This is a genomic window from Streptomyces sp. NPDC048441, from assembly GCF_043200235.1.
Classification (GTDB): domain Bacteria; phylum Actinomycetota; class Actinomycetes; order Streptomycetales; family Streptomycetaceae; genus Streptomyces.
Genome location: NZ_JBICXM010000018.1, coordinates 1 through 20,032 on the forward strand (window position 1 = coordinate 1; position 20,032 = coordinate 20,032).

21 protein-coding genes and 1 pseudogene are annotated in these 20,032 nt (G+C 70.0%); 6 read left to right on the forward strand and 16 right to left on the reverse strand.

The genetic code is table 11. The features are described from left to right. From ACGFSB_RS33120 to ACGFSB_RS33130, 3 genes and pseudogenes are all read right to left on the reverse strand, one after another. Positions 1-81, reverse strand: a pseudogene (locus ACGFSB_RS33120) (electron transfer flavoprotein subunit beta); the annotation flags it as partial. A gap of 229 nt (positions 82-310) precedes the next feature. Further along, the gene (locus ACGFSB_RS33125; protein WP_393407007.1) at positions 311-820 is read right to left on the reverse strand and encodes a flavin reductase family protein; all 510 of its coding nucleotides are present in this window, start codon (positions 818-820) and stop codon (positions 311-313) included. A 283-nt stretch (positions 821-1,103) separates the two neighbouring features. Continuing rightward, a complete protein-coding gene (locus tag ACGFSB_RS33130; protein ID WP_393407010.1) occupies positions 1,104-1,490 on the reverse strand; it encodes a TlpA family protein disulfide reductase in 387 nt (128 codons plus the stop codon). 200 nt (positions 1,491-1,690) lie between these two features. Between ACGFSB_RS33130 and ACGFSB_RS33135 the strand changes: the two genes are divergently transcribed. Further along, positions 1,691-2,419: a lysophospholipid acyltransferase family protein gene (locus ACGFSB_RS33135; protein ID WP_393407012.1), complete on the forward strand. Its 729-nt coding sequence runs from the start codon at positions 1,691-1,693 to the stop codon at positions 2,417-2,419. Positions 2,420-2,424: 5 nt separating this feature from the next. Here ACGFSB_RS33135 and ACGFSB_RS33140 read toward each other — a convergent pair whose 3' ends face one another. The 11 genes from ACGFSB_RS33140 to ACGFSB_RS33190 all read right to left on the reverse strand — a co-directional run bounded on the left by ACGFSB_RS33140 (position 2,425) and on the right by ACGFSB_RS33190 (position 14,902). Then, positions 2,425-3,111, reverse strand: coding sequence for a B3/4 domain-containing protein (locus ACGFSB_RS33140; RefSeq protein WP_393407015.1), 687 nt, complete (start codon positions 3,109-3,111; stop codon positions 2,425-2,427). 61 nt (positions 3,112-3,172) lie between these two features. Continuing rightward, on the reverse strand, positions 3,173-3,766 hold the full coding sequence (locus ACGFSB_RS33145; protein ID WP_393407017.1) for a transglutaminase domain-containing protein: 594 nt from the start codon (positions 3,764-3,766) through the stop codon (positions 3,173-3,175). Between the two features lie 86 nt (positions 3,767-3,852). Further along, positions 3,853-4,923, reverse strand: coding sequence for a threonine aldolase family protein (locus ACGFSB_RS33150; protein WP_393407020.1), 1,071 nt, complete (start codon positions 4,921-4,923; stop codon positions 3,853-3,855). 29 nt (positions 4,924-4,952) lie between these two features. Then, positions 4,953-5,693 (reverse strand): SDR family NAD(P)-dependent oxidoreductase, encoded by a 741-nt coding sequence (locus ACGFSB_RS33155; RefSeq protein WP_393407022.1) that lies wholly within the window; start codon positions 5,691-5,693, stop codon positions 4,953-4,955. A 26-nt stretch (positions 5,694-5,719) separates the two neighbouring features. Further along, positions 5,720-7,135 carry a DUF6421 family protein gene (locus tag ACGFSB_RS33160; protein ID WP_393407025.1) on the reverse strand — a complete coding sequence of 472 codons (1,416 nt, stop codon included), beginning with the start codon at positions 7,133-7,135 and terminating at the stop codon, positions 5,720-5,722. 81 nt (positions 7,136-7,216) lie between these two features. Beyond that, a complete protein-coding gene (locus ACGFSB_RS33165) occupies positions 7,217-8,221 on the reverse strand; it encodes an alpha/beta hydrolase (protein ID WP_393407027.1) in 1,005 nt (334 codons plus the stop codon). After that, a complete protein-coding gene (locus ACGFSB_RS33170) occupies positions 8,218-9,387 on the reverse strand; it encodes an LLM class flavin-dependent oxidoreductase (protein WP_393407030.1) in 1,170 nt (389 codons plus the stop codon). The genes ACGFSB_RS33165 and ACGFSB_RS33170 overlap by 4 nt, the downstream gene beginning before the upstream one ends. A 139-nt stretch (positions 9,388-9,526) precedes the next feature. Then, positions 9,527-10,663 (reverse strand): PQQ-dependent sugar dehydrogenase, encoded by a 1,137-nt coding sequence (locus tag ACGFSB_RS33175; RefSeq protein WP_393407033.1) that lies wholly within the window; start codon positions 10,661-10,663, stop codon positions 9,527-9,529. A gap of 114 nt (positions 10,664-10,777) precedes the next feature. Next, complete coding sequence (locus ACGFSB_RS33180; RefSeq protein WP_393407035.1) at positions 10,778-12,589, reverse strand: glycoside hydrolase family 15 protein; 1,812 nt, start codon at positions 12,587-12,589, stop codon at positions 10,778-10,780. Further along, positions 12,589-13,308 carry a M23 family metallopeptidase gene (locus tag ACGFSB_RS33185; protein ID WP_393407038.1) on the reverse strand — a complete coding sequence of 240 codons (720 nt, stop codon included), beginning with the start codon at positions 13,306-13,308 and terminating at the stop codon, positions 12,589-12,591. The genes ACGFSB_RS33180 and ACGFSB_RS33185 overlap by 1 nt, the downstream gene beginning before the upstream one ends. Positions 13,309-13,378: 70 nt before the next feature. After that, on the reverse strand, positions 13,379-14,902 hold the full coding sequence (locus tag ACGFSB_RS33190; protein WP_393407041.1) for a bifunctional phosphatase PAP2/diacylglycerol kinase family protein: 1,524 nt from the start codon (positions 14,900-14,902) through the stop codon (positions 13,379-13,381). A 79-nt stretch (positions 14,903-14,981) separates the two neighbouring features. On the opposite strand from ACGFSB_RS33190, the gene ACGFSB_RS33195 reads away from it, so the two are divergent. The 3 genes from ACGFSB_RS33195 to ACGFSB_RS33205 all read left to right on the forward strand — a co-directional run bounded on the left by ACGFSB_RS33195 (position 14,982) and on the right by ACGFSB_RS33205 (position 16,630). Next, the gene (locus ACGFSB_RS33195; RefSeq protein WP_393407043.1) at positions 14,982-15,659 is read left to right on the forward strand and encodes a helix-turn-helix transcriptional regulator; all 678 of its coding nucleotides are present in this window, start codon (positions 14,982-14,984) and stop codon (positions 15,657-15,659) included. A 77-nt stretch (positions 15,660-15,736) separates the two neighbouring features. Continuing rightward, positions 15,737-15,871 carry a hypothetical protein gene (locus tag ACGFSB_RS33200; protein ID WP_393407046.1) on the forward strand — a complete coding sequence of 45 codons (135 nt, stop codon included), beginning with the start codon at positions 15,737-15,739 and terminating at the stop codon, positions 15,869-15,871. Positions 15,872-15,946: 75 nt separating this feature from the next. Beyond that, positions 15,947-16,630 carry a glycerophosphodiester phosphodiesterase gene (locus ACGFSB_RS33205; protein WP_393407049.1) on the forward strand — a complete coding sequence of 228 codons (684 nt, stop codon included), beginning with the start codon at positions 15,947-15,949 and terminating at the stop codon, positions 16,628-16,630. Between the two features lie 22 nt (positions 16,631-16,652). Here ACGFSB_RS33205 and ACGFSB_RS33210 read toward each other — a convergent pair whose 3' ends face one another. After that, a complete protein-coding gene (locus ACGFSB_RS33210; RefSeq protein WP_393407052.1) occupies positions 16,653-17,204 on the reverse strand; it encodes a GNAT family N-acetyltransferase in 552 nt (183 codons plus the stop codon). Between the two features lie 92 nt (positions 17,205-17,296). Here ACGFSB_RS33210 and ACGFSB_RS33215 point away from each other — a divergent pair, with 92 nt between their 5' ends. After that, complete coding sequence (locus ACGFSB_RS33215) at positions 17,297-17,683, forward strand: VOC family protein (protein ID WP_393407055.1); 387 nt, start codon at positions 17,297-17,299, stop codon at positions 17,681-17,683. 14 nt (positions 17,684-17,697) lie between these two features. Here the strand turns inward: ACGFSB_RS33215 and ACGFSB_RS33220 are convergent, their stop codons facing one another. After that, positions 17,698-18,339: a hypothetical protein gene (locus tag ACGFSB_RS33220; protein ID WP_393407058.1), complete on the reverse strand. Its 642-nt coding sequence runs from the start codon at positions 18,337-18,339 to the stop codon at positions 17,698-17,700. Between the two features lie 270 nt (positions 18,340-18,609). Here ACGFSB_RS33220 and ACGFSB_RS33225 point away from each other — a divergent pair, with 270 nt between their 5' ends. Then, positions 18,610-20,001: an NAD(P)/FAD-dependent oxidoreductase gene (locus ACGFSB_RS33225; protein ID WP_393407061.1), complete on the forward strand. Its 1,392-nt coding sequence runs from the start codon at positions 18,610-18,612 to the stop codon at positions 19,999-20,001. The last annotated feature ends 31 nt before the right edge of the window (positions 20,002-20,032 follow it).

Consider the following 20,032-nt stretch of genomic DNA (forward strand, 5'->3'; position numbering starts at 1 on the left):
CACGGTCAGGTCATCGGCGAAGTGCCGGTCGCCGGTGGCGTCGGGCACGTACTTCACACAGACAACGATCCTCAAGCTCACGCCGGCTCTCCTACTGCATCGTCTTTACGGGCTGCTGCCTCGCTCTGGGCCACTGCCTTCTTGCAGGCAGCATAGGCGCCTGAAGGGGCGGATCCCGGTCGGGGCGGCCCGCGCTCCGACCAGAATATTACTCGCCAGTACACCCAGTACTTTCCCACTGAGCAAGCGCTTTGAACTGTGACCTTCCCAACGCTCTGTAATCGGCGCGAGGAGGGCCGTACGGGAACTCTCAGTCGCGCAGCGCGTTGAAGCGACCCTGGTGGTAGAGCAGCGGCCGCCCCACACCCGCGAGGTCCCCCACGACCGCCTCCGCGAGGACGATCCGGTGGTCACCGGCAGGCACCCGCGCCGCGACCCCGCAGACCAGCCAGGCGAGCGCGCCGTCGAGCACGGGCACGCCCTCCGGCCCCTCGTGCCACCGGGTGGGCGCGCCGAAGCGGTCGGCGCCGCTGCGCGCGAAGGTCGTGGCGAGGTCCAGCTGGTGCTCGCCGAGTATGTGGACTCCGACGTGTTCGGCCTCGGAGACAGCGGGCCAGCTGGAGGCCCCCGTACCGATACCGAAGGAGAGCATCGGAGGCTCTGCGGAGACCGAGACGAGCGAGGTGGCGGTGAAGCCGACCGGTCCCGAGGGGCCCTGAGCGGTGATGACCGCGACCCCGGCAGCGTGCTGCCGGAAGACGGAGCGCAGGAGGTCGGGGGAGGCGATTTGGGGTGTACGCAGATCGGGCGAGGCCGTCATGGAGTTGTCCTTCTGCAGGAGGTACGAGCGGTTCCGTGGCTGCTCAGCAGCCCGGACAGCGCGCACTTGCATGGCGGGCGAGGTCCACGTGGACACGCTCGAAGAGAAGGAGCTCCGGAGGCATGGGAGCAGGCTGACGATAGGTGCCGGGTGCAGTCAAGTCCGTTCCGCGATGTGAAAGACGCCTGGCACTGCTCTGACCACGCCTCATGACGTCCTGCTCATACCTCGTCACGACGGCCCGCCCTCGCGTCACGACGCCCCTCCCCCGAGTCATGCCGCCTCACACGGCCTTGCCGAGGGCGGCGATCACGTCGACCTTGCGCGGCTGCCCGGTCGCGCGCAGCACGACCCGTCCTTCCGCGTCGAGCACGAGGACCGTCGGGGTCTTGAGGATGCGCAGTTCGCGTACGAGATCGAGCTCGGCCTCGGCGTCGATCTCCACGTGGGACACGCCGGGGACCATGCCGGCCACCTCGTCGAGGACTCTGCGGGTCGCCCGGCAAGGTTGGCAGAAGGCGCTGGAGAACTGCACGAGCGTGGCGCGCTCCCCCAGCTCTCTGCCCGGTTCCGCCCCCAGCATCCCGCCAAGACTCCGCCCCGGTTCCGCCGCGTCGAGCCGCTCCCCGGCGTCGCGTACGCGCACCTGAGCCTCCCGCCCCTCCGTCATGATCCGACCGTCCCCGACTTCAGCGCCCGCCCGCTCCCAGACATTCCCAACGTGACGAGAATCTCGCGGCCTCGGGGCACGATGGGTGGCCAGTCGTCCGTTCTTGGGGCACGATCTGCGCAACGCCGAAAAACCTACGGCTGCGTAACTTCCCGCCGGGAACCCCCTCCCCAGGCAGAAACGAAGGGTCATCCCCACCCATGGCAGAGCTTGTCTACCCTCCGGTCATCGGTGCCGCGAAAACCCTGTTCAAGGCATGGGACCTGAAGATCGACTGCAAAGGGACGGAGAACATCCCACGCTCCGGCGGCGCGGTCCTCGTCAGCAACCACATCAGCTATCTGGACTTCATCTTCGACGGCCTCGCCGCTCTGCCGCAGAAGCGGCTCGTGCGCTTCATGGCCAAGGAGTCGGTGTTCCGGCACAAGATCTCCGGTCCGCTGATGCGCGGCATGAAGCACATCCCCGTCGACCGCAAGCAGGGTGAGGCGGCCTATCAGCACGCGCTCGACTCGCTGCGCTCCGGGGAGATCATCGGTGTCTTTCCCGAGGCGACCATCTCGCCGTCGTTCACGCTGAAGACGTTCAAGTCGGGTGCCGCGCGCCTGGCGCAGGAGGCCGGGGTCCCGCTGATCCCGATGGCCCTGTGGGGCACGCAGCGGCTGTGGACCAAGGGGCACCCGCGCAACTTCAAGCGCAGCCACATCCCGGTCATGATCCGGGTCGGTGAGCCGATGGAGGCTCCGAAGGACCAGTTCGCGGGCGCGATCACGCGGCGTCTTCGCGAGCGCTGCCAGGAGCTCCTCGAAGCCGCGCAGCGCGCCTATCCCGTACGCCCCAAGGGCCCGGACGACACGTGGTGGATGCCGGCACACCTCGGCGGCACCGCGCCGACCGCCGCCGAGGTGAAGGCCGCCGAGGCCAGCTGAATCGATTACTCCGGCGCGTGGACGGTGAGCCGCGCGCCGGGGCTGAACTTCTCGAGCAGCTCGGCCAGTTCGGCGCCCGCCGCTTCGGCACCGGAGCCGGGACCCATCCCCTCCAGCAGGAAGATGGCGTTGACCGACTCCTCCGTGAGGCGGGTGCGGGGGCCCTGGCGCCAGTTCCAGCGGCGGCAGGTGACGCCCTCGTCGTCGCACCAGACGACCTCGCCCGCATCCGGGTGCTCGACGGACCGCTCCCCCGCGGCCAGCGTGACGAAGTCCTCGGTGCCGGTGGCCCGCACCAGGCGCATACCGCCCTTGATCTGGTCAAGGTCCTCGCCGCCGACCGGGATCAGATGGGCGACGCTGATGGCGTTGTAGACGTCGACGAGGGTGTTGATCCGCGGCAGACCACCCTCGGCGAGTGCTCGCTTGGCCAGCGCCTCGGCTGAGTTGCGGGTGCGGGACGGCTTCGCGCCGAAGGCCGTGTAGGCCGCGCGCCAGGCCACCATGTGCGGGTCCTCGTGCGGGGCGCTGCCGCCGAGACGCTCGGCGAGGCGGCGCGCGGCCTCGTCGAGGAGGGCGGACGTGCCTTCGGTACTGGGCGCGTTGACGAGCCCGTACGCCTCGATGGCGACGTGGGTGAAGCCGGGCGCGATGGCACGCACTTCATCGGACACGGTGATCTGGAAGGTCATGGTCTGCCTCGTGTTCGGGGTACGGCACGTTCAAGGTGCGGCGTGTTCGGGGCGCGGCGGTTCAGAGTGCGTCGGGTAGGTGCTCCCACAGGTACGGCCGGTCCGGAGCGTCTTTCAGAGCGCGGAGAACCGCCGGGTGCGGTACAGCACAGAGTACCGGATAGTCCACCTCACTGGACTCGACATCCACCGCGAAGGCGAGCCGTTCACCGCTGAGGGAGAACTGGGCGTCGACTCCCTCCTTGTTCCCCCGGACGTCCTGCCGGTGCCAGGCGCCGTGGAACCGGACGGCGACGAGACCGTGCAGGGCATGACCCGTGCCCGCGTCGTGGGTCAGCCGCTGATAGCAGAGCGCGGCGGGGATGTCCTCGGCACGCAGCAGCGCGGCCAGCGCGTGGGCCTTGGCGTGACAGATGCCCGTGCCCTTCTCCAGGACGTCGGAGGCGCGCCACGTCACCCGCGGGTCACCGCTGTCGGCGGAGTGCGGAATGGCGTCCCGTACGAACACGTAGGCCGCGCGAGCGTATGCATATGAATCGGCGGCCTGCCCGGCGAGGCGCGCGGCCGTCTCGCGTACGAGCGGATGGTGATGATCGATGACGTCGTCCGCAGCCAAGTAGGCGGACAGGTCAGGGGTTTCCTGGATCAGCTGCATGACACGGGAGCATAGAAATGCGACCGACCGCTAGTCAATGCTTTTACGGTCGATCGCATATCTATGCATAGTCTGGAAGGGGCCTTCTAGCGCGCCATTTCTTCCTTGAGGGCCGCCACGAACCCGTCGACGTCCTCCTCGCGCGTGTCGAACGCGCACATCCAGCGGACGTCGCCCGCCGCCTCGTCCCAGAAGTAGAAGCGGTACTGCTTCTGCAGCCGCTCGCTCACGTCGTGCGGCAGCCGCGCGAAGACCGCGTTGGCCTGCACCGGGTGGAGGATCTCCACGCCGTGGACGGCCCGCACGCCCTCGGCGAGGCGCTGCGCCATCTCATTGGCGTGCCGCGCGTTGCGCAGCCACAGGTCCTTGGCGAGCAGGGCCTCCAACTGAACCGACACGAAACGCATCTTGGAGGCGAGCTGCATGGACAACTTGCGCAGGTGCTTCATGTGGCTGACGGCGTCCTGGTTGAGGACGACGACCGCCTCGCCGAAGAGCGCGCCGTTCTTCGTGCCGCCCAGGGACAGGATGTCCACGCCGACCGCGTTCGTGAACGTCCGCATCGGGACGTCGAGGGACGCGGCGGCGTTGGATATGCGCGATCCGTCGAGGTGCACCTTCATGCCGAGGCCGTGCGCGTGCTCGCAGATGGCGCGGATCTCGTCGGGCGTGTAGAGCGTGCCGAGTTCGGTGTTCTGCGCGATCGAGACGACCTGCGGCATCGCCCGGTGCTCGTCGTCCCAGCCGAACGCCTGCTTGTCGATCAGCTCGGGGGTGAGCTTGCCGTCGGGCGTGGGCACCGTGAGCAGCTTCAGGCCGCCCATGCGCTCGGGGGCGCCGCCCTCGTCCACGTTGATGTGCGCGGACTCGGCGCAGATCACCGCGCCCCAGCGGTCTGTGATCGCCTGGAGCGCGACGACGTTGGCGCCCGTGCCGTTGAAGACCGGGAACGCCTCGGCCGTGGGCCCGAAGTGGCCGCGGATGACCTGCTGGAGGCTGGCCGTGTAGTCGTCCTCGCCGTACGCGATCTGGTGACCGCCGTTGGCAAGGGCGAGGGCGGCGAGGACCTCCGGGTGGGCGCCCGCGTAGTTGTCGCTCGCGAACCCCCGTACGTCCGGGTCGTGGTGGCGCCGGGCGTCGGTCTTCGGAGGGTTCACGGGCTCTCTGTCGCGTGTGTCGCGAGCGGTCACGGCTTCTCGGTCAGCCACAGGCGGTTTCCGTTCACTTCCCCGGCGGGCCGCTCCCAGACCCCGGCGATGGCCTCGGCCAGCTCCGTGACGTCCGTGAAGCCCGCGAACTTCGCGTTGGGCCGCTCCGCGCGCATCGCGTCGTGCACCAGCGCCTTGACCACCAGGATGGCAGCCGCCGTTGTCAGGCCCTGCTCACCCCCCGCCTTGCGGAAGGCGTCGCCGAGGGCGAGGGTCCAGGCCTCGGCCGCGGCCTTCGCCGCGGAGTACGCCGCGTTGCCCGCCGTCGGCTTGGAGGCGCCGGCCGCGCTGATCAGGAGGTAGCGGCCGCGGTCGCTGCGCTGCAGGCCGTCCTGGAAGGCGAGCGAGGTGTGCTGCACCGTGCGGATCAGGAGCTTTTCGAGGAGGTCCCAGTCGGCGAGGTCGGTCTCGGCGAAGGTGGCACTGCCGCGCCAGCCGCCGACGAGGTGGACCAGGCCGTCGATCCGCCCGAACTCCTTCTCCGTGCGGGTGGCCCACTCCCGGGTCGCGTCCAGGTCCAGGAGGTCGACTGTGTCGCCTATGACGGTGGCTCCGCCGTGCGCGTACCGCGCGGCGTCCACGGCCTCCGCGAGGCGCGCCGCGTCGGCGTCGGATCCCACGACCGTGGCACCGGCCTCCGCGAGTCGCAGCAGCGTGGCACGGCCCGCGGGACCGCCTGCCCCCGCGACCGCGACCACGGCTCCATCGAGTGCGGACATCGTCCTCGCCTCCTTGCTGTGGGCGCTCACGCGGCGACCTGCTCGGCGCTCGTCGCGGTGATCCCCTTGGTTGAGGCGATCACATGCTTGAGCTTCTTGGACAGCGCCTCATAGAACATGCTGAGCGGAAACTCGTCAGGAAGCACGTCGTCCACAAGTTTACGGGGCGGAAGCTGCACGTCCAGGGCGTCCGGGCCCTTGGCCCAGCGTGATCCGGGGTGCGGGGCGAGATACTGGGACACCAGGTCGTACGCGGCGAACCAGTGCACCAGCTTGGGGCGGTCGATGCCCGCGCGGTAGAGCTCCTCGATCTCGGAGCACAGCTGGTTGGTCACCTTCGGCGCGCGCTCCCAGTCGATCTTGAGCTTGTTGTCGGTCCAGCGGACGACGTCGTGCTTGTGGAGGTACGCGAAGAGCAACTGGCCGCCGAGACCATCGTAGTTCTTGACGCGGTCGCCCGTGACCGGGAAGCGGAACATCCGGTCGAAGAGCACCGCGTACTGCACGTCACGCGCCTGCGGGACGCCCTCGGCCTCCAGCTTCACGGCCTCCTTGAAGGCGGTGAGGTCGCAGCGCAGCTCCTCAAGGCCGTACATCCAGAACGGCTGCCGCTGCTTGATCATGAAGGGGTCGAAGGGCAGGTCCCCGTGGCTGTGGGTGCGGTCGTGCACCATGTCCCACAGGACGAACGCCTGCTGGCAGCGGTCCTGGTCGCCGATCATCTCGCGGATGTCGTCGGGGAGTTCGAGGCCGAGGATGTCGACGGACGCCTCGGTGACACGGCGGAAGCGGGCGGCCTCGCGGTCACAGAAGATGCCGCCCCAGCTGAAGCGCTCGGGGGCCTTGCGCACGGCGATGGTCTCCGGGAAGAGCACGGCCGAGTTCGTGTCGTACCCGGCGGTGAAGTCCTCGAAGGTGATGCCGCAGAACAGCGGGTTGTCGTAGCGCGTGCGCTCGAGATCGGCCAGCCACTCGGGCCAGACCATGCGCAGGACGACCGCTTCGAAGTTGCGGTCGGGGTTGCCGTTCTGCGTGTACATGGGGAAGACCACGAGGTGCTGCAGGCCGTCCTCGCGGTGCGCCGCGGGCTGGAAGGCGAGCAGCGAGTCGAGGAAGTCCGGCACCAGGAAGCCGTCGTCCGCCCAGCGCCGCAGGTCCGCGACGAGCGCCTGGTGGTACGCGGCGTCGTGCGGCAGGAGTGGGGCGATCTCGTCGATCGCGGATATCGCATGGTCGACGGCGAGTTCGGCCACGGACTTCGCCGGGGCACCCTCCGCGTCGAAGTCGATCGAGCCGTCAGCCGACTGCCACGGACGGATCTCTTCCACGGCGTCCTTGAGCATCGGCCAAGCCGGGTGCTCCACGACCCTTGCGATGGGGGCACCCCCACTCGCGGGAGGAACCGCCTCCTCCGTAACCCTCTGCACAAGAATTTCCGTCACTTGTCAACCTCCACGGGAGAAACACGCGTAAGGACACCGTATGCGTGCGAGGTTCTCCACCACAAGAGGAGTCGCGGGAAATTATCCTGCGCCACCCCCAACATCACCGCTGTTTTTCCTGCCGCATCCCGTTGATGCGACCGCTTCTGCCACATAAGCCACCGCTGCCCGCGCATCCTCCAGGAGCCGCGGGAAGCCCAGGAAGCCGTGGAACATCTCTGGATAGTGCCCCCGCGTCACCGGCACCCCCGCAATGCGCAGCCTTGACGCGTACGCGCTTCCCTCGTCGCACAGCGGATCACAGCCCGCCGTGACGATGTGCGCGGGCGGCAGCCCGGCGAGATCGGCGCGCAGGGGCGAGGCGTAGGGGTGCGTGCCGTCGCCGTCCGGTCCGAGGTACTGCTCCCAGAACCAGCGCAGATGCGCGGCCGTCAGGAAGTAGCCCGTCGCGTTCGCCGTATACGAGTCGCTCCGCTGCCCGGCGTCGAGCAGCGGATAGATCAGCACCTGCGACGCCACGGCCGGGCCCCGACGGTCCCGTGCCATCAGGGCGGCGACCGCGGCGAGCCCGCCCCCGCTACTGTCCCCCGCCGTCACGACCGCGCCGGGATCACCGCCGAGCGCCCCCGCACGCGCTTCGGCCGCCGCCCAGCACAGCGCCGCGTACGCGTCGTCGGCGGCTGCCGGGAAGCGGTGTTCGGGGGCGAGGCGGTAGGCGACGGAGACCAGGACGGCACCGGACTCGGCGCAGAGGGTGCGGGCGGTGGCGTCGTGGGTGTCGAGGCCGCAGAGGGTGTAGCCGCCGCCGTGGAAGAAGACGACGGTGGGCCGGGGGCCGCCCGCCCGCTCCGGGGTGTAGACGCGTACGGGCAGGTCGGGAGCTCCGGGCGGCCCCGGGACGGTCCGGTCCTCCACGTCACCCACGGGCGGCGCGGCCTTGCCCGTGGCGGGAGCGGCGGCGAGGATGCGGCGGGCCTCGGCCGCGTCGGTGACGGCGCCGCCGACGTCGGGGAAGGCGGCACTCAGCGCGTCGACGAGGGGCCGGGCGGCGGGGGCGAGGCGATCGGTCTCCGCGGCCACGCTCACACCACCTGCTCCTGGGACCCATGAGACCCCCGGGACTCCTGGGACTCCTGGGAGCGGAAGTACGGGATGACCTTCTCGCCCCACTGCCGCAGGGTCTCCAGGCAGGCCTCCTGCGGGACCGTGCCCATCTGGATGAGGCACATGATCTCGTCGGCGCCCGCGTCCCTGAGCCGCTCCACGTACGCGATGGCGTCGTCGGCGGTTCCATAGGCGTGGTCGGCGTTGAAGGTGGCCGTGGAGGTGGGCCGTACCGGAATGCTCTGCTCGTGCAGCCGCGCGACGACCTGCTCGGCGGCCTCGCGCATCGCGGCCGCCTCGTCCGCGCCTTCGACGACGGCCTCGTCGGGGATGCCCGCACCCCCGTACCAGTGCCCGATGGACTGCGCGAAGAACCGCTGCCCGCGGATGCCGACGCGCTGAGCGGTGTCCCGGTCGTCGAGGACAATCGTCGGACAGAGCACGGAGAAGTGGTCGTTGACGACGCCGGACACGAGGCGTGCTTCGCCGCGGGCCGCGATGGCGGCGTCGTACGACCGGCGCATCTCCGCGATCGAATCGGGTCCTGCGAAGCCCATCACCAGGGCGCCGACGCCCAGTTCGGCGGCCTGCGTCAGGGTCTCGGTCCTGCTGCACGCGAGGAAGAGCGGCGGGTGCGGGGTCTGCTTCGGGCGCGGCAGGATCGGGTGGGGGCCGATGTCGAGAAGCGGCCCGTGATGCTCCAACTCCTCCTCCTGCCAGGCCTTCCCGATGATCCGCAGCGCCTCCTCGACCTCCTGCGTCGTACGGTCCCTGTCGACGCCGCAGAGCGAGGTCTCCTGCTCCGTGCCACCGCGCCCCGCGCCCAGGTCGAGCCGCCCGCCGGAGAGGAGATCGAGCGTGGCGGCGCGCTCGGCGACCCGCGCCGGATGGTTGAAGTTGAACGGCATACAGACGACGCCGTGCCCGATCCGGATGGTGCTTGTGCGCGCGGCGACCCAGGTCAGGAAGATCTCCGGGGCGCTCATGTGCGCGTACCACTTGAGGGAGTGGTGCTCGACCGCCCAGATCCGGTCGAACCCCATCTCCTCGGCGAGCACGGCCTGTTCGACGCTGTCGCGGAAGAGCTGGTGCTCCCGCTCGACGGTGGGGTCGGCGAGCTGCGCCTCGAAGATGACGGAGAACTTCACGCTGCCTCCAGGGAGTTGAGCCGTTGCGGCATAGCCCTTGTTTCAATCAGTCATATGACTAGTCGTCACATGGTGAAGAAACAAGGGCTTCCGCACGGGCTCTTCTCAGCCCCTCACGGGCTCCTCCGCGTCCTGAAGGTCACGCCGGGTCGATGCGGGAGACGCTGCCGCCTATGTCGAGCACGTACAGCTCACCCTTGCCGCCCTGGACGAACGAGATGACCTCGCCGCCGTTGACTCCGAGGTCGCTCGTGCCGGTCACCTTGCCGTCCTCCATCTGCAGCGCACGGACGGTGCCGTCGCAGTAGTCGCTGAACACGTACTGGCCCCTGAGGTCCGGGATCGCCTTGCCGCGGTAGACGTATCCGCCGGTCACCGAGCAGCCGAGCCCGGTGCGGTCGTACTCGTGGACCGGCCGCACGTGGTTCGCGGGCTCCGTGCCGTCCCGGAAGGGATGATTGCCCTCCATCTGGGACCAGCCGTAGTTCTCGCCGCCCTCGCTGCTCGCCGGAGCCCAGTCGATCTCCTCCCAGGCGCTCTGCCCGACGTCACCGATCAGCAGGTCGCCCGTGCGCGCGTCGAAGGAGAACCGCCACGGATTGCGCAGCCCGTACGACCAGATCTCGTCCTTCGCCTTCGGGTCGCCGACGAAGGGGTTGTCCTTCGGGATCGCGTACGGCTCGGCACCCCTCGGGTCGATCCGCAGCAGCTTGCCGAGCAGCGTGTCGAGGTTCTGTCCGTTGCCGTGCGGGTCGCCGCCCGAGCCGCCGTCGCCGAACGCGATGTAGAGGTAGCCGTCGGGGCCGAACTTGATGTCGCCGCCGTTGTGGTTCGCGTAGGGCTGCGTCTGGGTGAGGACGGTGCGCCGGGTGTCCGGCCTGATCTTGCCGTGCCGTACGGCGAACTCGTCGACGGTGCTTGTGCCTTCGAGGTTCGTGAACGAGATGTAGAAGTGCGCGAACTTCTTGTCGAACGCGACGCCGAGGAGACCGCGTTCGCCGTCGGTGGTGGTCTCGGCGGATATGTCGAGGACGGGCTCGCCGAGGCCCTTGGCGTCCAACACCCTTACGGTGCCCGCGCGTTCGGCTATCCAGACCGTACCTCCGGGCCCGGCGGCACCGGCGGTGGGATTCTTGGCCGTGGCCACCTTCGTGAGCGCGACCTTCGCCGCTCGGGGTGGGGCGGCTGGCTCTTCGGCTGACGCGGTGGTCAGGGCGAGGCAAGCGACGAGGCTGATGGTGGCGATGATCGCCGAGCTTCTGGTGCGAACTTTCACCGTGATCCTCCTGGGGGCGACGAGGATGGTGCGCTGCTGGGCACAGGTGAGAATACGGGGACAGGGGTGGCTGGTATAGACCAAGGCCGCATCCATCTGCCGGGGAGGAGCGCCCTACGGTCCCGTCGCCCCACGCCGCGTGACATGCACCGCGTGGCTGTCCAGCTCGTACGCCGCGCGAATCAGCGGAACATGCGTGAACGCCTGGGGAAAGTTGCCCAGTTGGCGGCCCGACCGTAGGTCGTACTCCTCGGCGAGCAGCCCCACGTCGTTGCGCAGGGCGAGGAGCCGCTCGAAGAGTGCGCGGGCCTCCTCCTCACGGCCGATCAGGCGCAACGCGTCGGCGAGCCAGAACGAGCAGGCCAGAAAGGCGCCTTCACCCCCGGCGAGTCCGTCCGGTGAGCCGTCCCCTCCTACGGGGTAGCGCAACACCAGGCCGTCGACGACCAGTTCGCGCTGGACGGCTTCGACCGTGCCGATCACGCGCGGGTCGTCGGGCGGCAGGAACCCGGTCCGCGGGATGAGCAGGAGCGAGGCGTCGAGCTCCGGTGAGCCGTAGGACTGGGTGAAGGTGCCGCGGGCCTGGTCGAAGCCCTGGTCGCAGACCTCGCGGTGGATACGGTCCCGGATCTCCCGCCACTGCTCCACGGGCCCGGGGTCCCCATGCTCCTCCGCCATCCGCACCGCGCGGTCGAAGGCGACCCAGCACATCACCTTCGAGTGCACGTACTGCCGCGGTGCGCCCCGCATCTCCCACAGGCTCTGGTCCGGTGCCGACCAGGTCTTCTCCAGGTGGTCGAGCACCATGCGCCGCAGGGAGACGAGATGCCGCTCGGGGCGCAGTCCGCTGCGCAGGGTCAGATACAGGGCGTCCATCAACTCGCCCGGTACGTCCAGCTGTTGCTGAGCGACCGCCGCGTTCCCGATGCGGACCGGCCGCGAGTCCTCGTATCCGGCGAGCCAGTCGGCCGCCCACTCCGGCAGCCGCCGCTCCCCCGCGATCCCGTACATGATCTGGATGTCCTGCGGCCGCCCCGCCACGGCCCGCTCCAGCCAGCCGCGCCAGGCGTCGGCCTCGGCGGTGAAGCCACTGCGGAGCAGCGCCTCCAGGGTCATTCCGGCGTCGCGCAGCCAGCAGTAACGGTAGTCCCAGTTGCGCTCGCCGCCGATCCGCTCGGGGAGCGAGGTGGTGGGGGCGGCGACGATGCCGCCGGTCGGCTCGTAGGTGAGGGCCTTGAGCGTGATGAGGGAGCGCACGACGGCTTCGCGGTAGGAGCCCTCGTACGAGCAGGTGCCCAGCCAGTCGGCCCAGTACGCCTCGGTGCGGCGCAGCGCGTCGAAGGCGTCCGTGGCTTCGGGAGCCGGCAGATGAGAGGGATGCCAGGTCAGCACGAACGGGATCTGTTCGCCGTCCGTGACCCGGAAGTCGGCGGTGTGCGTGCCGTGGCGGCCGGTGAGCCGCACCGGGGTCCGCAGCCAGACGGAATCGGGCCCCGCGGTCGCGGCGAACTGGCCCTCCACCCGGTGCACCCAGGGCACGACGTTCCCGTAGTCGAAGCGCAGCCGCAGATCCATCCGCATGTCGACGCAGCCGGAGAGCCCTTCGACGATCCGTACGACGCACGGGGCGCCGTCACGGCGCGGCATGAAGTCGGTGACCTGGACCCAGCCGGTCTCTGTCTCCCACTCCGTCTCCAGGACGAGGGTGTCGCCCCGGTACCGGCGGCGGGTGCACGGCTGTCCGTCGTCGGCCGCTGCCGGGGCGATGCGCCAGCGGCCGTTGTCCTTGTCACCGAGAAGCGCGGCGAAGCACGCCGCCGAGTCGAAGCGGGGCAGGCACAGCCAGTCCAGACCGCCGTCCCTGCCCACGAGGGCTGCGGTCAGCAGGTCCCCGATCAGCGCGTAGTCCTCGATGTGCGACGGCATTACAGGAGTCTGGCCCCTCTCCTGGCCAGATAGGCGACGGGATTGATGTCCGATCCGTAGCCGCGCCGGGCCCGGATCTCCAGATGCAGGTGGGGTCCGGTGGCGCGCCCGGTGGCTCCGCTGCTGCCGACCCGGTCGCCGGTGCCGATGCGGGCCCCTTGGCGTACCGCGATGCGGGAGAGGTGCGCGTACACGGCGTAGTGACCGTCACGCAGCCGCACCGTCACCGCCTTGCCGTACGCCCCCGACCAGCGGGCCAGGACCACCGTGCCACCGCCGACCGCGTGCACCGGGGTGCCCTGGGGGACGGCGAGGTCGATGCCTGTGTGGTGCCCGGCGATCCAGTTGCCGCGCACTCCGTAGCGCGCGGTGACGCGGAAGCGCCTGCGCAGCGGCAGGGCGAACCTGCCGGGAGGTCCTTGCGGGGCGAGGGCGCGGGTCTCCGGGATCGCCTCGTCCGCCTCGGCGAGTTCCCGCTCGAACTCCTCGTCGTAGCCGACACCGCAGCCGCCGTCCGCTTCCGCGGCGGCTTCGGTGCCGGATTCGGTGTCGGATTCCGCGGCGGCGTGCGGCGCCGGTCCCGCCACGGTGAAGGCGCCGCCGGCCATGAGGACCGCGGCGACGCTCAGTACGTCACGTCGTGTGGTGCCCGCTTCACGCGGGCTGTCTATGTCGTAGCCCATGCCCGCCAGCACACTGTCGACGGGCCCGGCGCGCACTCCGAATGCTCCGCTTGGCGTAATGCTCGTGACCCTCGCGATGCCGATGCCGATGCCGCTCGCGCCGTCGTCAGTGCGCGCTCGGCCGGTACACGGTGAGCGCTTCGGGGAGCTTGTCGAGGAGGAAGGCGGGAGGCGCGGGGGCGATTTCGCCGTCGTACGCCATCTGTGTGTCGTCCGGCAGGCCGGAGATGACCAGACGCTGGGCCTTGGCGGACGCGTACACACGGGTCTTGGCCAGCTGACCGGCCAGCGCGGCGACCAGCAGGCGGCTGCGCGCGAAGCTCCCGGCGTGCGCGATACGGACGTCGAGAAGACCGTCGGCCAGGTCGTGCCTGCGCACCGGGGCGATGCCCGCGCTGCGGTACGCCCCGTTGCCCGCGAAGAGCAGCCACATCGAACGGAGCCTGCCGTTCACCACCGCGCGCAACGGGCGTCCCGTGCGCAGGATCCGGGTGGCGCCGAGCAGGGCGGCGGGCGGTCCGCCGATCTTCGGGGACCACTCTTCCCTGATGCGTACGAGTTCGGGGTAGGCGCCGAGGCTGAACGTGTTCAGGAAGTACACCGGCTCGGAGAATGTCCCGCCGTCAGGGCCGCTCCCGGTCAGCGGCCTGATCCGGCCGACGTCGGCACGGACCGCGCTGCCCTCGGCGAGGGCCACGCAGGCGTCGGCGACCGTGTCGACGCCGAGGTCGGCGGCGAAGTGGTTGAACGTTCCGCCGGGCAGCACCATCAGCGGCACATCGAACCGCAGGGCCTGGGGCACGGCCGCGTTCACCGTGCCGTCGCCCCCGCACACGCCGAGGACTCCGCCGCGCCGTGCGGCGTCCCTGGCCGCCTCCTCGAGCACCTTGGGCAGCGGCCCCGCGTCGTCCTCGTAGAGCACCACTTCGGCACGTGGCAGGGCGGTCTTCAACTGCCGTACCGGATCGAGGAGTTGCGGCTGGGCCCCGGAGGAAGGATTCACCACGACGACGAGACCCTCGCCGTCCGGCAGCACGGGGGCATCCGTCCGGGGCCGGGCCGGCGGTGGCAGTTGGGCGCGCGAGGGCACCATGCCGCGCACCGCGTAGGCGGCGCCCACGCCGAGAGCCGCCCCGACCAGGACATCGCTGGGGTAGTGCACTCCGGTGTAGACGCGGGAGAAGGCCACCGACGCCGCGACCGGGGCTACAACCGCGCCCAGACCCCGCGACTCCAGCGCGACACCCGTGGCGAAGGCCGCCGCCGATGCCGAGTGCCCGGAGGGGAAGGAGCTGGTGACCGGCTGCCGGGCGAGGTGCCGTATCACCGGCACGGCATCGAGCACAGGGCGGGAGCGGCGGACCGCGCCCTTGCCCAGGGTGTTGACCGTGGCCGACGCGAGCGCAAGGGACGTGATGCCGCGCACCGCCGCCCGCCTGCCGCGTACGCCACCGAACGCCCACATGCCCGCGGCGATGCCGTACCAGAGCAGCCCGTGGTCGGCGGCCCGGCTCAGCCGTGGAAGCACGGGCTCCGCCGCAGGCCAGGAGCGTGCGGCCACACGGTGGAACGCCAACCGGTCGGTGGCACTGAGCAGTCGGCGGACGCGCGGCTCGGGTAGATCACTCATGAACCCCGTATACCCCCGAGCGCCCTGAGCACCGCACGGATCTTGCGCCGGGACCACGAGGTTCACTTCAATCAGCCACATGCCAGCCCGTCGCCCCACCTCGCCCCAGCGCTCCGGAAGCTCTTCCCGGTCCCGGCGGCCCGACGATCTGCCGCCGACCGCGTGGGCCGTCCTCGGCCTGCTCTCCTTCCCCGGGGAGCGGACCGGGTACGAGCTGAAGAAGTGGGCGGACGCCTCGCTCCGCTTCTTCTACTGGTCACCCGCCATCAGCCAGATCTACGCCGAACTGCGCCGCCTCGAAGCGCTCGGCTACGTCACGTCGCGGCGCTCGGAACCCGACGAGCCCCGCGCGAAGCGTTCGTACGCCATCACCGGCGAGGGCAGGACCGCACTCGCCGGCTGGGCAGGGAGCGCCGATGACGCGGGACCGCCGGTCCTGAAGCACCCGCTGCTCCTGCGGGTCTGGCTCGGGCACCTCGCGGCGCCGGATCACCTGCGGGCCATGGTTACGGAGCACATCGCGCGGACGCGGGGCGAGCTGACGGACGTACGTGACGCGCTGGCCCGCGCGGACGGGGTCGAGACGTGGGCGCATCCGCAGATCGCGCTGCGGTGGAGCGTGCGGCGTCTGGAGGCGGAGATGGAGCTGGCGGAGGCGATGCTGACCGATCTGGCCGATCTGGCCGAGGCCGGGGATCCGGCCGGGCCCTCGGCTCTCCCCGGTCAACCTCCGAAGGACTCGCCCACCCACGGGTGACGTGGCTCGCGGCAGTGGGCCTCCGAGCGGTAGGACGGGCGGGGCCAGCCGACCCCGCCATCTGGAGCAGTGCACCTGTGAGCACCCGCGCCGTCCTTGTCGCCGCCGTCATCACCGGGCTGCTTCTCGGGATCCTGGGAACCAGAGCGGACGACTCCGATTCTTCGGGGCACCCCCGTACGGGCGGTTCCTTCGCGGAGGCGGGCCGTTAGGCTGCGACATTGCCGCGTGGCCCTACCGTCATCGCCGCGTGGCCGCCGAGCCGCCTCGACGGAAGCGAGTGAACCTTGAACTTCCTCACCATCGGTCACCGCGGGGTCATGGGTGTCGAACCCGAGAACACCCTTCGGTCCTTCATCGCCGCGCAAACCGCGGGCCTCGACCTCATCGAACTGGATCTGCATCTGAGCAAGGACGGCGCCCTCGTCGTCATGCACGACCCCGACGTGACGCGTACGACCGACGGCAAGGGGCCGATCGCCGAGAAGACCCTGGCCGAGCTGCGGGAACTCGACGCGGGCCGCGGCGAGCGCATCCCCGTCTTCGAAGAGGTCCTGGACGCCGTGCAGGCGCCGCTCCAGGCCGAGATCAAGGACGTGGCCGCCGCGCGTGCCCTCGCCGAGGTCATACACCGGCGCGACCTGGTCGGCCGCGTCGAGGTGATCTCCTTCCACGACGAGGCGATCGCCGAGATCGCCCGCCTGGTCCCCGGGGTACGCACCGCGCTCGTCGCGAGCCGCTTCGGCACCGACGTCGTGGAGCGCGCCACGGCGGTCGGCGCCACCACTCTCGTACTGAACATCAGGCGCCTGACCCTGGAGATCGTCGAGCGGGCCAGGAAGGCCGACCTGCGGATCATCGGCTGGGTCGTGAACACGCAGGACGATCTGCGGCTCGTGCGGGCGCTGCAGCTCGACGGCGCGACCACGGACTACCCGGAGATCAAGCGGACGGGCCGCTTCACGGCGTAGGACGCGCCCCCTCGCCCGGCTCTCAGGCGAGGGGCTTGACCAGGAGCTCGAACTGAAGGTCGTCCCTCTGCGGGATGCCGAACCGCTCGTCGCCGTACGGGAAGGGGGTCATCTTTCCCGTACGGCGGTAGCCGCGCCGCTCGTACCAGGCGATGAGGTCTTCGCGTACGGAGATCACGGTCATGTGCATCTCCGTCACACCCCACGCCTCGCGGGCGGTCCGCTCGGCCTCGGCGATGATCACCTTGCCGAGGCCCGCGCCCTGGAGCGCCGGGCTCACCGCGAACATCCCGAAGTAGGCGTGCTCGCCGCGGTGTTCGAGCTGGCAGCAGGCCACGATCTCGCCGCTGCGCTCGACCGTGAGCAGTCGGCTCGTGGCCGACTTGATGACGTCGACGACACCCTGCGGGTCGGTCCGCTGCCCCTGAAGGATGTCCGCCTCCGTGGTCCAGCCGCCGCGGCTCGAGTCACCGCGGTACGCCGACTCTATGAGTTCGACGAGCGCGTCGACGTCCGCGTCGGTGGCATCACGGAAGGTGAGGTCGCTCGTGCTGGGGCGCGGTGCGGTGTCCATGGGCGGGTTCTCCGATCTCTCCGGCCCGTCGCCGTCCGGCGCGGCGTGGGCGAGGCACCGCCGAGCGTAACCCGCCACTAAAGTGCGGCCGCATGGTGCATGTACTCAGTAGCAGGACCCTTCTCCGCCCCACCGACCCCGAGCGCTCACGGACCTTCTACGGCGAGGCACTCGGCCTCGCCGTCTACCGCGAGTTCGGTACGGGCCCCGAGCGGGGCACGGTCTACTTCCTCGGCGGCGGCTTCCTTGAGGTCTCCGGCCGCTCCGAGACCCCGCCCGCGCCGGGCCTTCAACTGTGGCTGCAGGTGGCGGACGTGCGGGCGGCGCACGATGAGGTCGTGGAGCGGGGCGTGGAGGTGGTGCGGGAACCGGTGAAGGAGCCCTGGGGACTGATCGAGATGTGGATCGCGGATCCGGACGGTGTCAGGATCGCCGTCGTCGAGGTCCCGGCGGACCATCCGTTGCGGTATCGCCCATGACCCGGAAACCGCATCTAGCCCATAGCCGAGATGGGCGGGGCCGGTGATGCGTCCGGGGCATTCGGCCGCCGGGCGAGCAGCACGCTGGCGACGATGATCCACAGCCCCGACACGAGGAAGGCGAAGAAGCCGACCCAGGGGATGAACACCAGCACGCCGAGCACGATTCCGGCCCAGCCCAGCCAGCGCGGCAAGGGGGTTCCGCTGCGCGCTGTACCCAGGCCGGCGGCGAGCACCATGATGCCGATTCCGCCGACGAACGGAATGAAGAAGTCGTTGCCGATGGCGTTCATGGCCTGGAGGGCCGAACCGCCGACTTTCCGTTCGTCGCTTGCGTCGATCAGCGCGAGTGTCACGCCCGCTGCGACCCAGAAACCCCCGGCCGACAATATCCCTCCGGCAAAAGCGACTTGGGGCAGCCAGCCGTGCCGGTCGGACTCCGCGAGGTGGTGCCGGAGACTACCGGCGAAGAAAACCAGAAAGACTCCGGCCAGGACCAGCAGGTACATGGAAACCGCCTGCTGCGTGTCGTGCTCCTGGAAGAACTGCTTGATCTGCACCCCGGAATCTCCGACATCCGGCGTATCGCCACCCATAACGAAAGCGACGGCAATCAGAACAACGGCCACCAGGCCCGTCAATGGTCCAAGGCGCATCGGAATCCTCCGATCCGGACATTCCAATACCTGTTGTCAGCCTTTCACGCAACATAGGGACCGGCAACACGACTCATTTGCTCATGGCCCAGGGGACTATCCCGCGCTCAGCGGGGCACACGGCTGATCCGAGAGTTTGGAGGTGCTCCATGGCCCCGCCCGGCGCATCCGACGTGCGCCATGGCATCCCTCGTCGGAGGATGAACCGGACCCCTCTCCGAGGAGACCCGTATGTCCACGCAGGTGAGCCCAACCCTGGAGAGATCTCGTATGCAACCTCCCCGGATCCTGATCGTCGGCGGCGGATTCGCCGGTATGGAGTGCGCGCACAAGCTGGAGCGGTCGCTCGGGGCGCACGACGCCGAGCTGCGGCTCATCAGTCCGCAGGACCATCAGCTCTATCTGCCGCTGCTCCCGCATGTCGCGTCGGGCGTACTCACCCCGCAGTCGGTCGCGGTGCCACTGCGCCGGATGCTGCGCCGCACGGCGATCATCCCGGGCGGGGCGGTCGGTGTGGACCCGCACGCGAAGGCCGTGATCGTACGGAAGATCAATGGCGAGGAGGTCGTGGAGCGCTACGACTATCTCGTGCTGACGCCGGGCAGTGTGACCCGGCAGTTCGACATCCCCGGAGTCGACAAGTACGCCGTGGGCGTGAAGACCCTGGCCGAGGCCGCCTGGATCCGTGACCACGTGATCTCGCAGCTCGACCTGGCGGCGGCGAGTTCCGACCCGGTGGAGCGGGAGTCGCGGCTGCAGTTCGTGGTCGTCGGTGGGGGGTATGCGGGGACTGAGACAGCCGCGTATCTGCAGCGACTCACCAGTGCCGCCGTGGAGCGGTATCCGGGGCTCGATCCGTCGCAGATCAAGTGGCATCTGGTCGATATCGCACCGAAGTTGATGCCCGAGCTCGGCGACCGGCTCGGGGAGAAGGCCCTCGCCATCATGGAGCGGCGTGGGGTCCATGTGTCGCTCGGGGTCTCGGTGGCCGAGGCGACCGAGGCGACCGTCACGCTCACCGACGGGCGCGTACTGCCGTGCCGGACGCTGATCTGGACGGCCGGTGTGGCGCCGAGCCCGCTCATCGCGACCTTGGGCGCCGAGACCAACCGAGGCCGCCTCGTCGTGCGCCCTGACTTGACGGTGCCGGGTCTGGACGGTGTGTTCGCGCTCGGCGACGCGGCTGCCGTGCCGGACGTCGTCAAGGGCGGCGACGCGATCTGCCCGCCGACCGCCCAGCACGCCATGCGGCAGGGCTGGGCCGCCGCGAAGAACGTCACCGCCGCGCTGCGGGGCGCGCCGCTGACCGACTACCGGCACAAGGACATGGGCCTGGTCGTCGACCTCGGCGGCATCCAGGCCGTATCGAAGCCGCTGGGCGTACAGCTGACGGGGCTACCCGCCCAACTGGTGGCGCGTGGATACCACTTGGGGGCGCTGCGCACCCTCACCGCACGTTTCCGTACCGCCGCGAACTGGGGGCTCCACGCGGTGGCGGGCGACGACTACGTACGGACCGGGTTCCAGTCCCAACGGCCCGCCACTCTCGCCGACTTCGAGAAGACGAATGCCTATCTCTCCGCGGAGGAGATTCACGCGCGGGTGACGGCGGTGGTGGCGGGGCGGTCGATGGCCCCGGAGAAGCCGCGGCTGAAGAAGTAGCCGCGAACATGGCCGGTCGATCGGCTGGTCG

Bases quoted from the DNA above. Each gene is read 5' to 3' on its own strand.
- ACGFSB_RS33220 (WP_393407058.1), bottom strand. From the start codon at position 18,339: ATGCGCCTTGGACCATTGACGGGCCTGGTGGCCGTTGTTCTGATTGCC.
- ACGFSB_RS33155 (WP_393407022.1), bottom strand. From the start codon at position 5,693: ATGTCCGCACTCGATGGAGCCGTGGTCGCGGTCGCGGGGGCAGGCGGT.
- ACGFSB_RS33135 (WP_393407012.1), top strand. From the start codon at position 1,691: ATGGCAGAGCTTGTCTACCCTCCGGTCATCGGTGCCGCGAAAACCCTG.
- ACGFSB_RS33180 (WP_393407035.1), bottom strand. From the start codon at position 12,589: ATGCCGTCGCACATCGAGGACTACGCGCTGATCGGGGACCTGCTGACC.
- ACGFSB_RS33190 (WP_393407041.1), bottom strand. From the start codon at position 14,902: ATGAGTGATCTACCCGAGCCGCGCGTCCGCCGACTGCTCAGTGCCACC.
- ACGFSB_RS33215 (WP_393407055.1), top strand. From the start codon at position 17,297: ATGGTGCATGTACTCAGTAGCAGGACCCTTCTCCGCCCCACCGACCCC.
- ACGFSB_RS33140 (WP_393407015.1), bottom strand. From the start codon at position 3,111: ATGACCTTCCAGATCACCGTGTCCGATGAAGTGCGTGCCATCGCGCCC.
- ACGFSB_RS33225 (WP_393407061.1), top strand. From the start codon at position 18,610: ATGCAACCTCCCCGGATCCTGATCGTCGGCGGCGGATTCGCCGGTATG.
- ACGFSB_RS33125 (WP_393407007.1), bottom strand. From the start codon at position 820: ATGACGGCCTCGCCCGATCTGCGTACACCCCAAATCGCCTCCCCCGAC.
- ACGFSB_RS33130 (WP_393407010.1), bottom strand. From the start codon at position 1,490: ATGACGGAGGGGCGGGAGGCTCAGGTGCGCGTACGCGACGCCGGGGAG.
- ACGFSB_RS33145 (WP_393407017.1), bottom strand. From the start codon at position 3,766: ATGCAGCTGATCCAGGAAACCCCTGACCTGTCCGCCTACTTGGCTGCG.
- ACGFSB_RS33210 (WP_393407052.1), bottom strand. From the start codon at position 17,204: ATGGACACCGCACCGCGCCCCAGCACGAGCGACCTCACCTTCCGTGAT.
- ACGFSB_RS33195 (WP_393407043.1), top strand. From the start codon at position 14,982: ATGCCAGCCCGTCGCCCCACCTCGCCCCAGCGCTCCGGAAGCTCTTCC.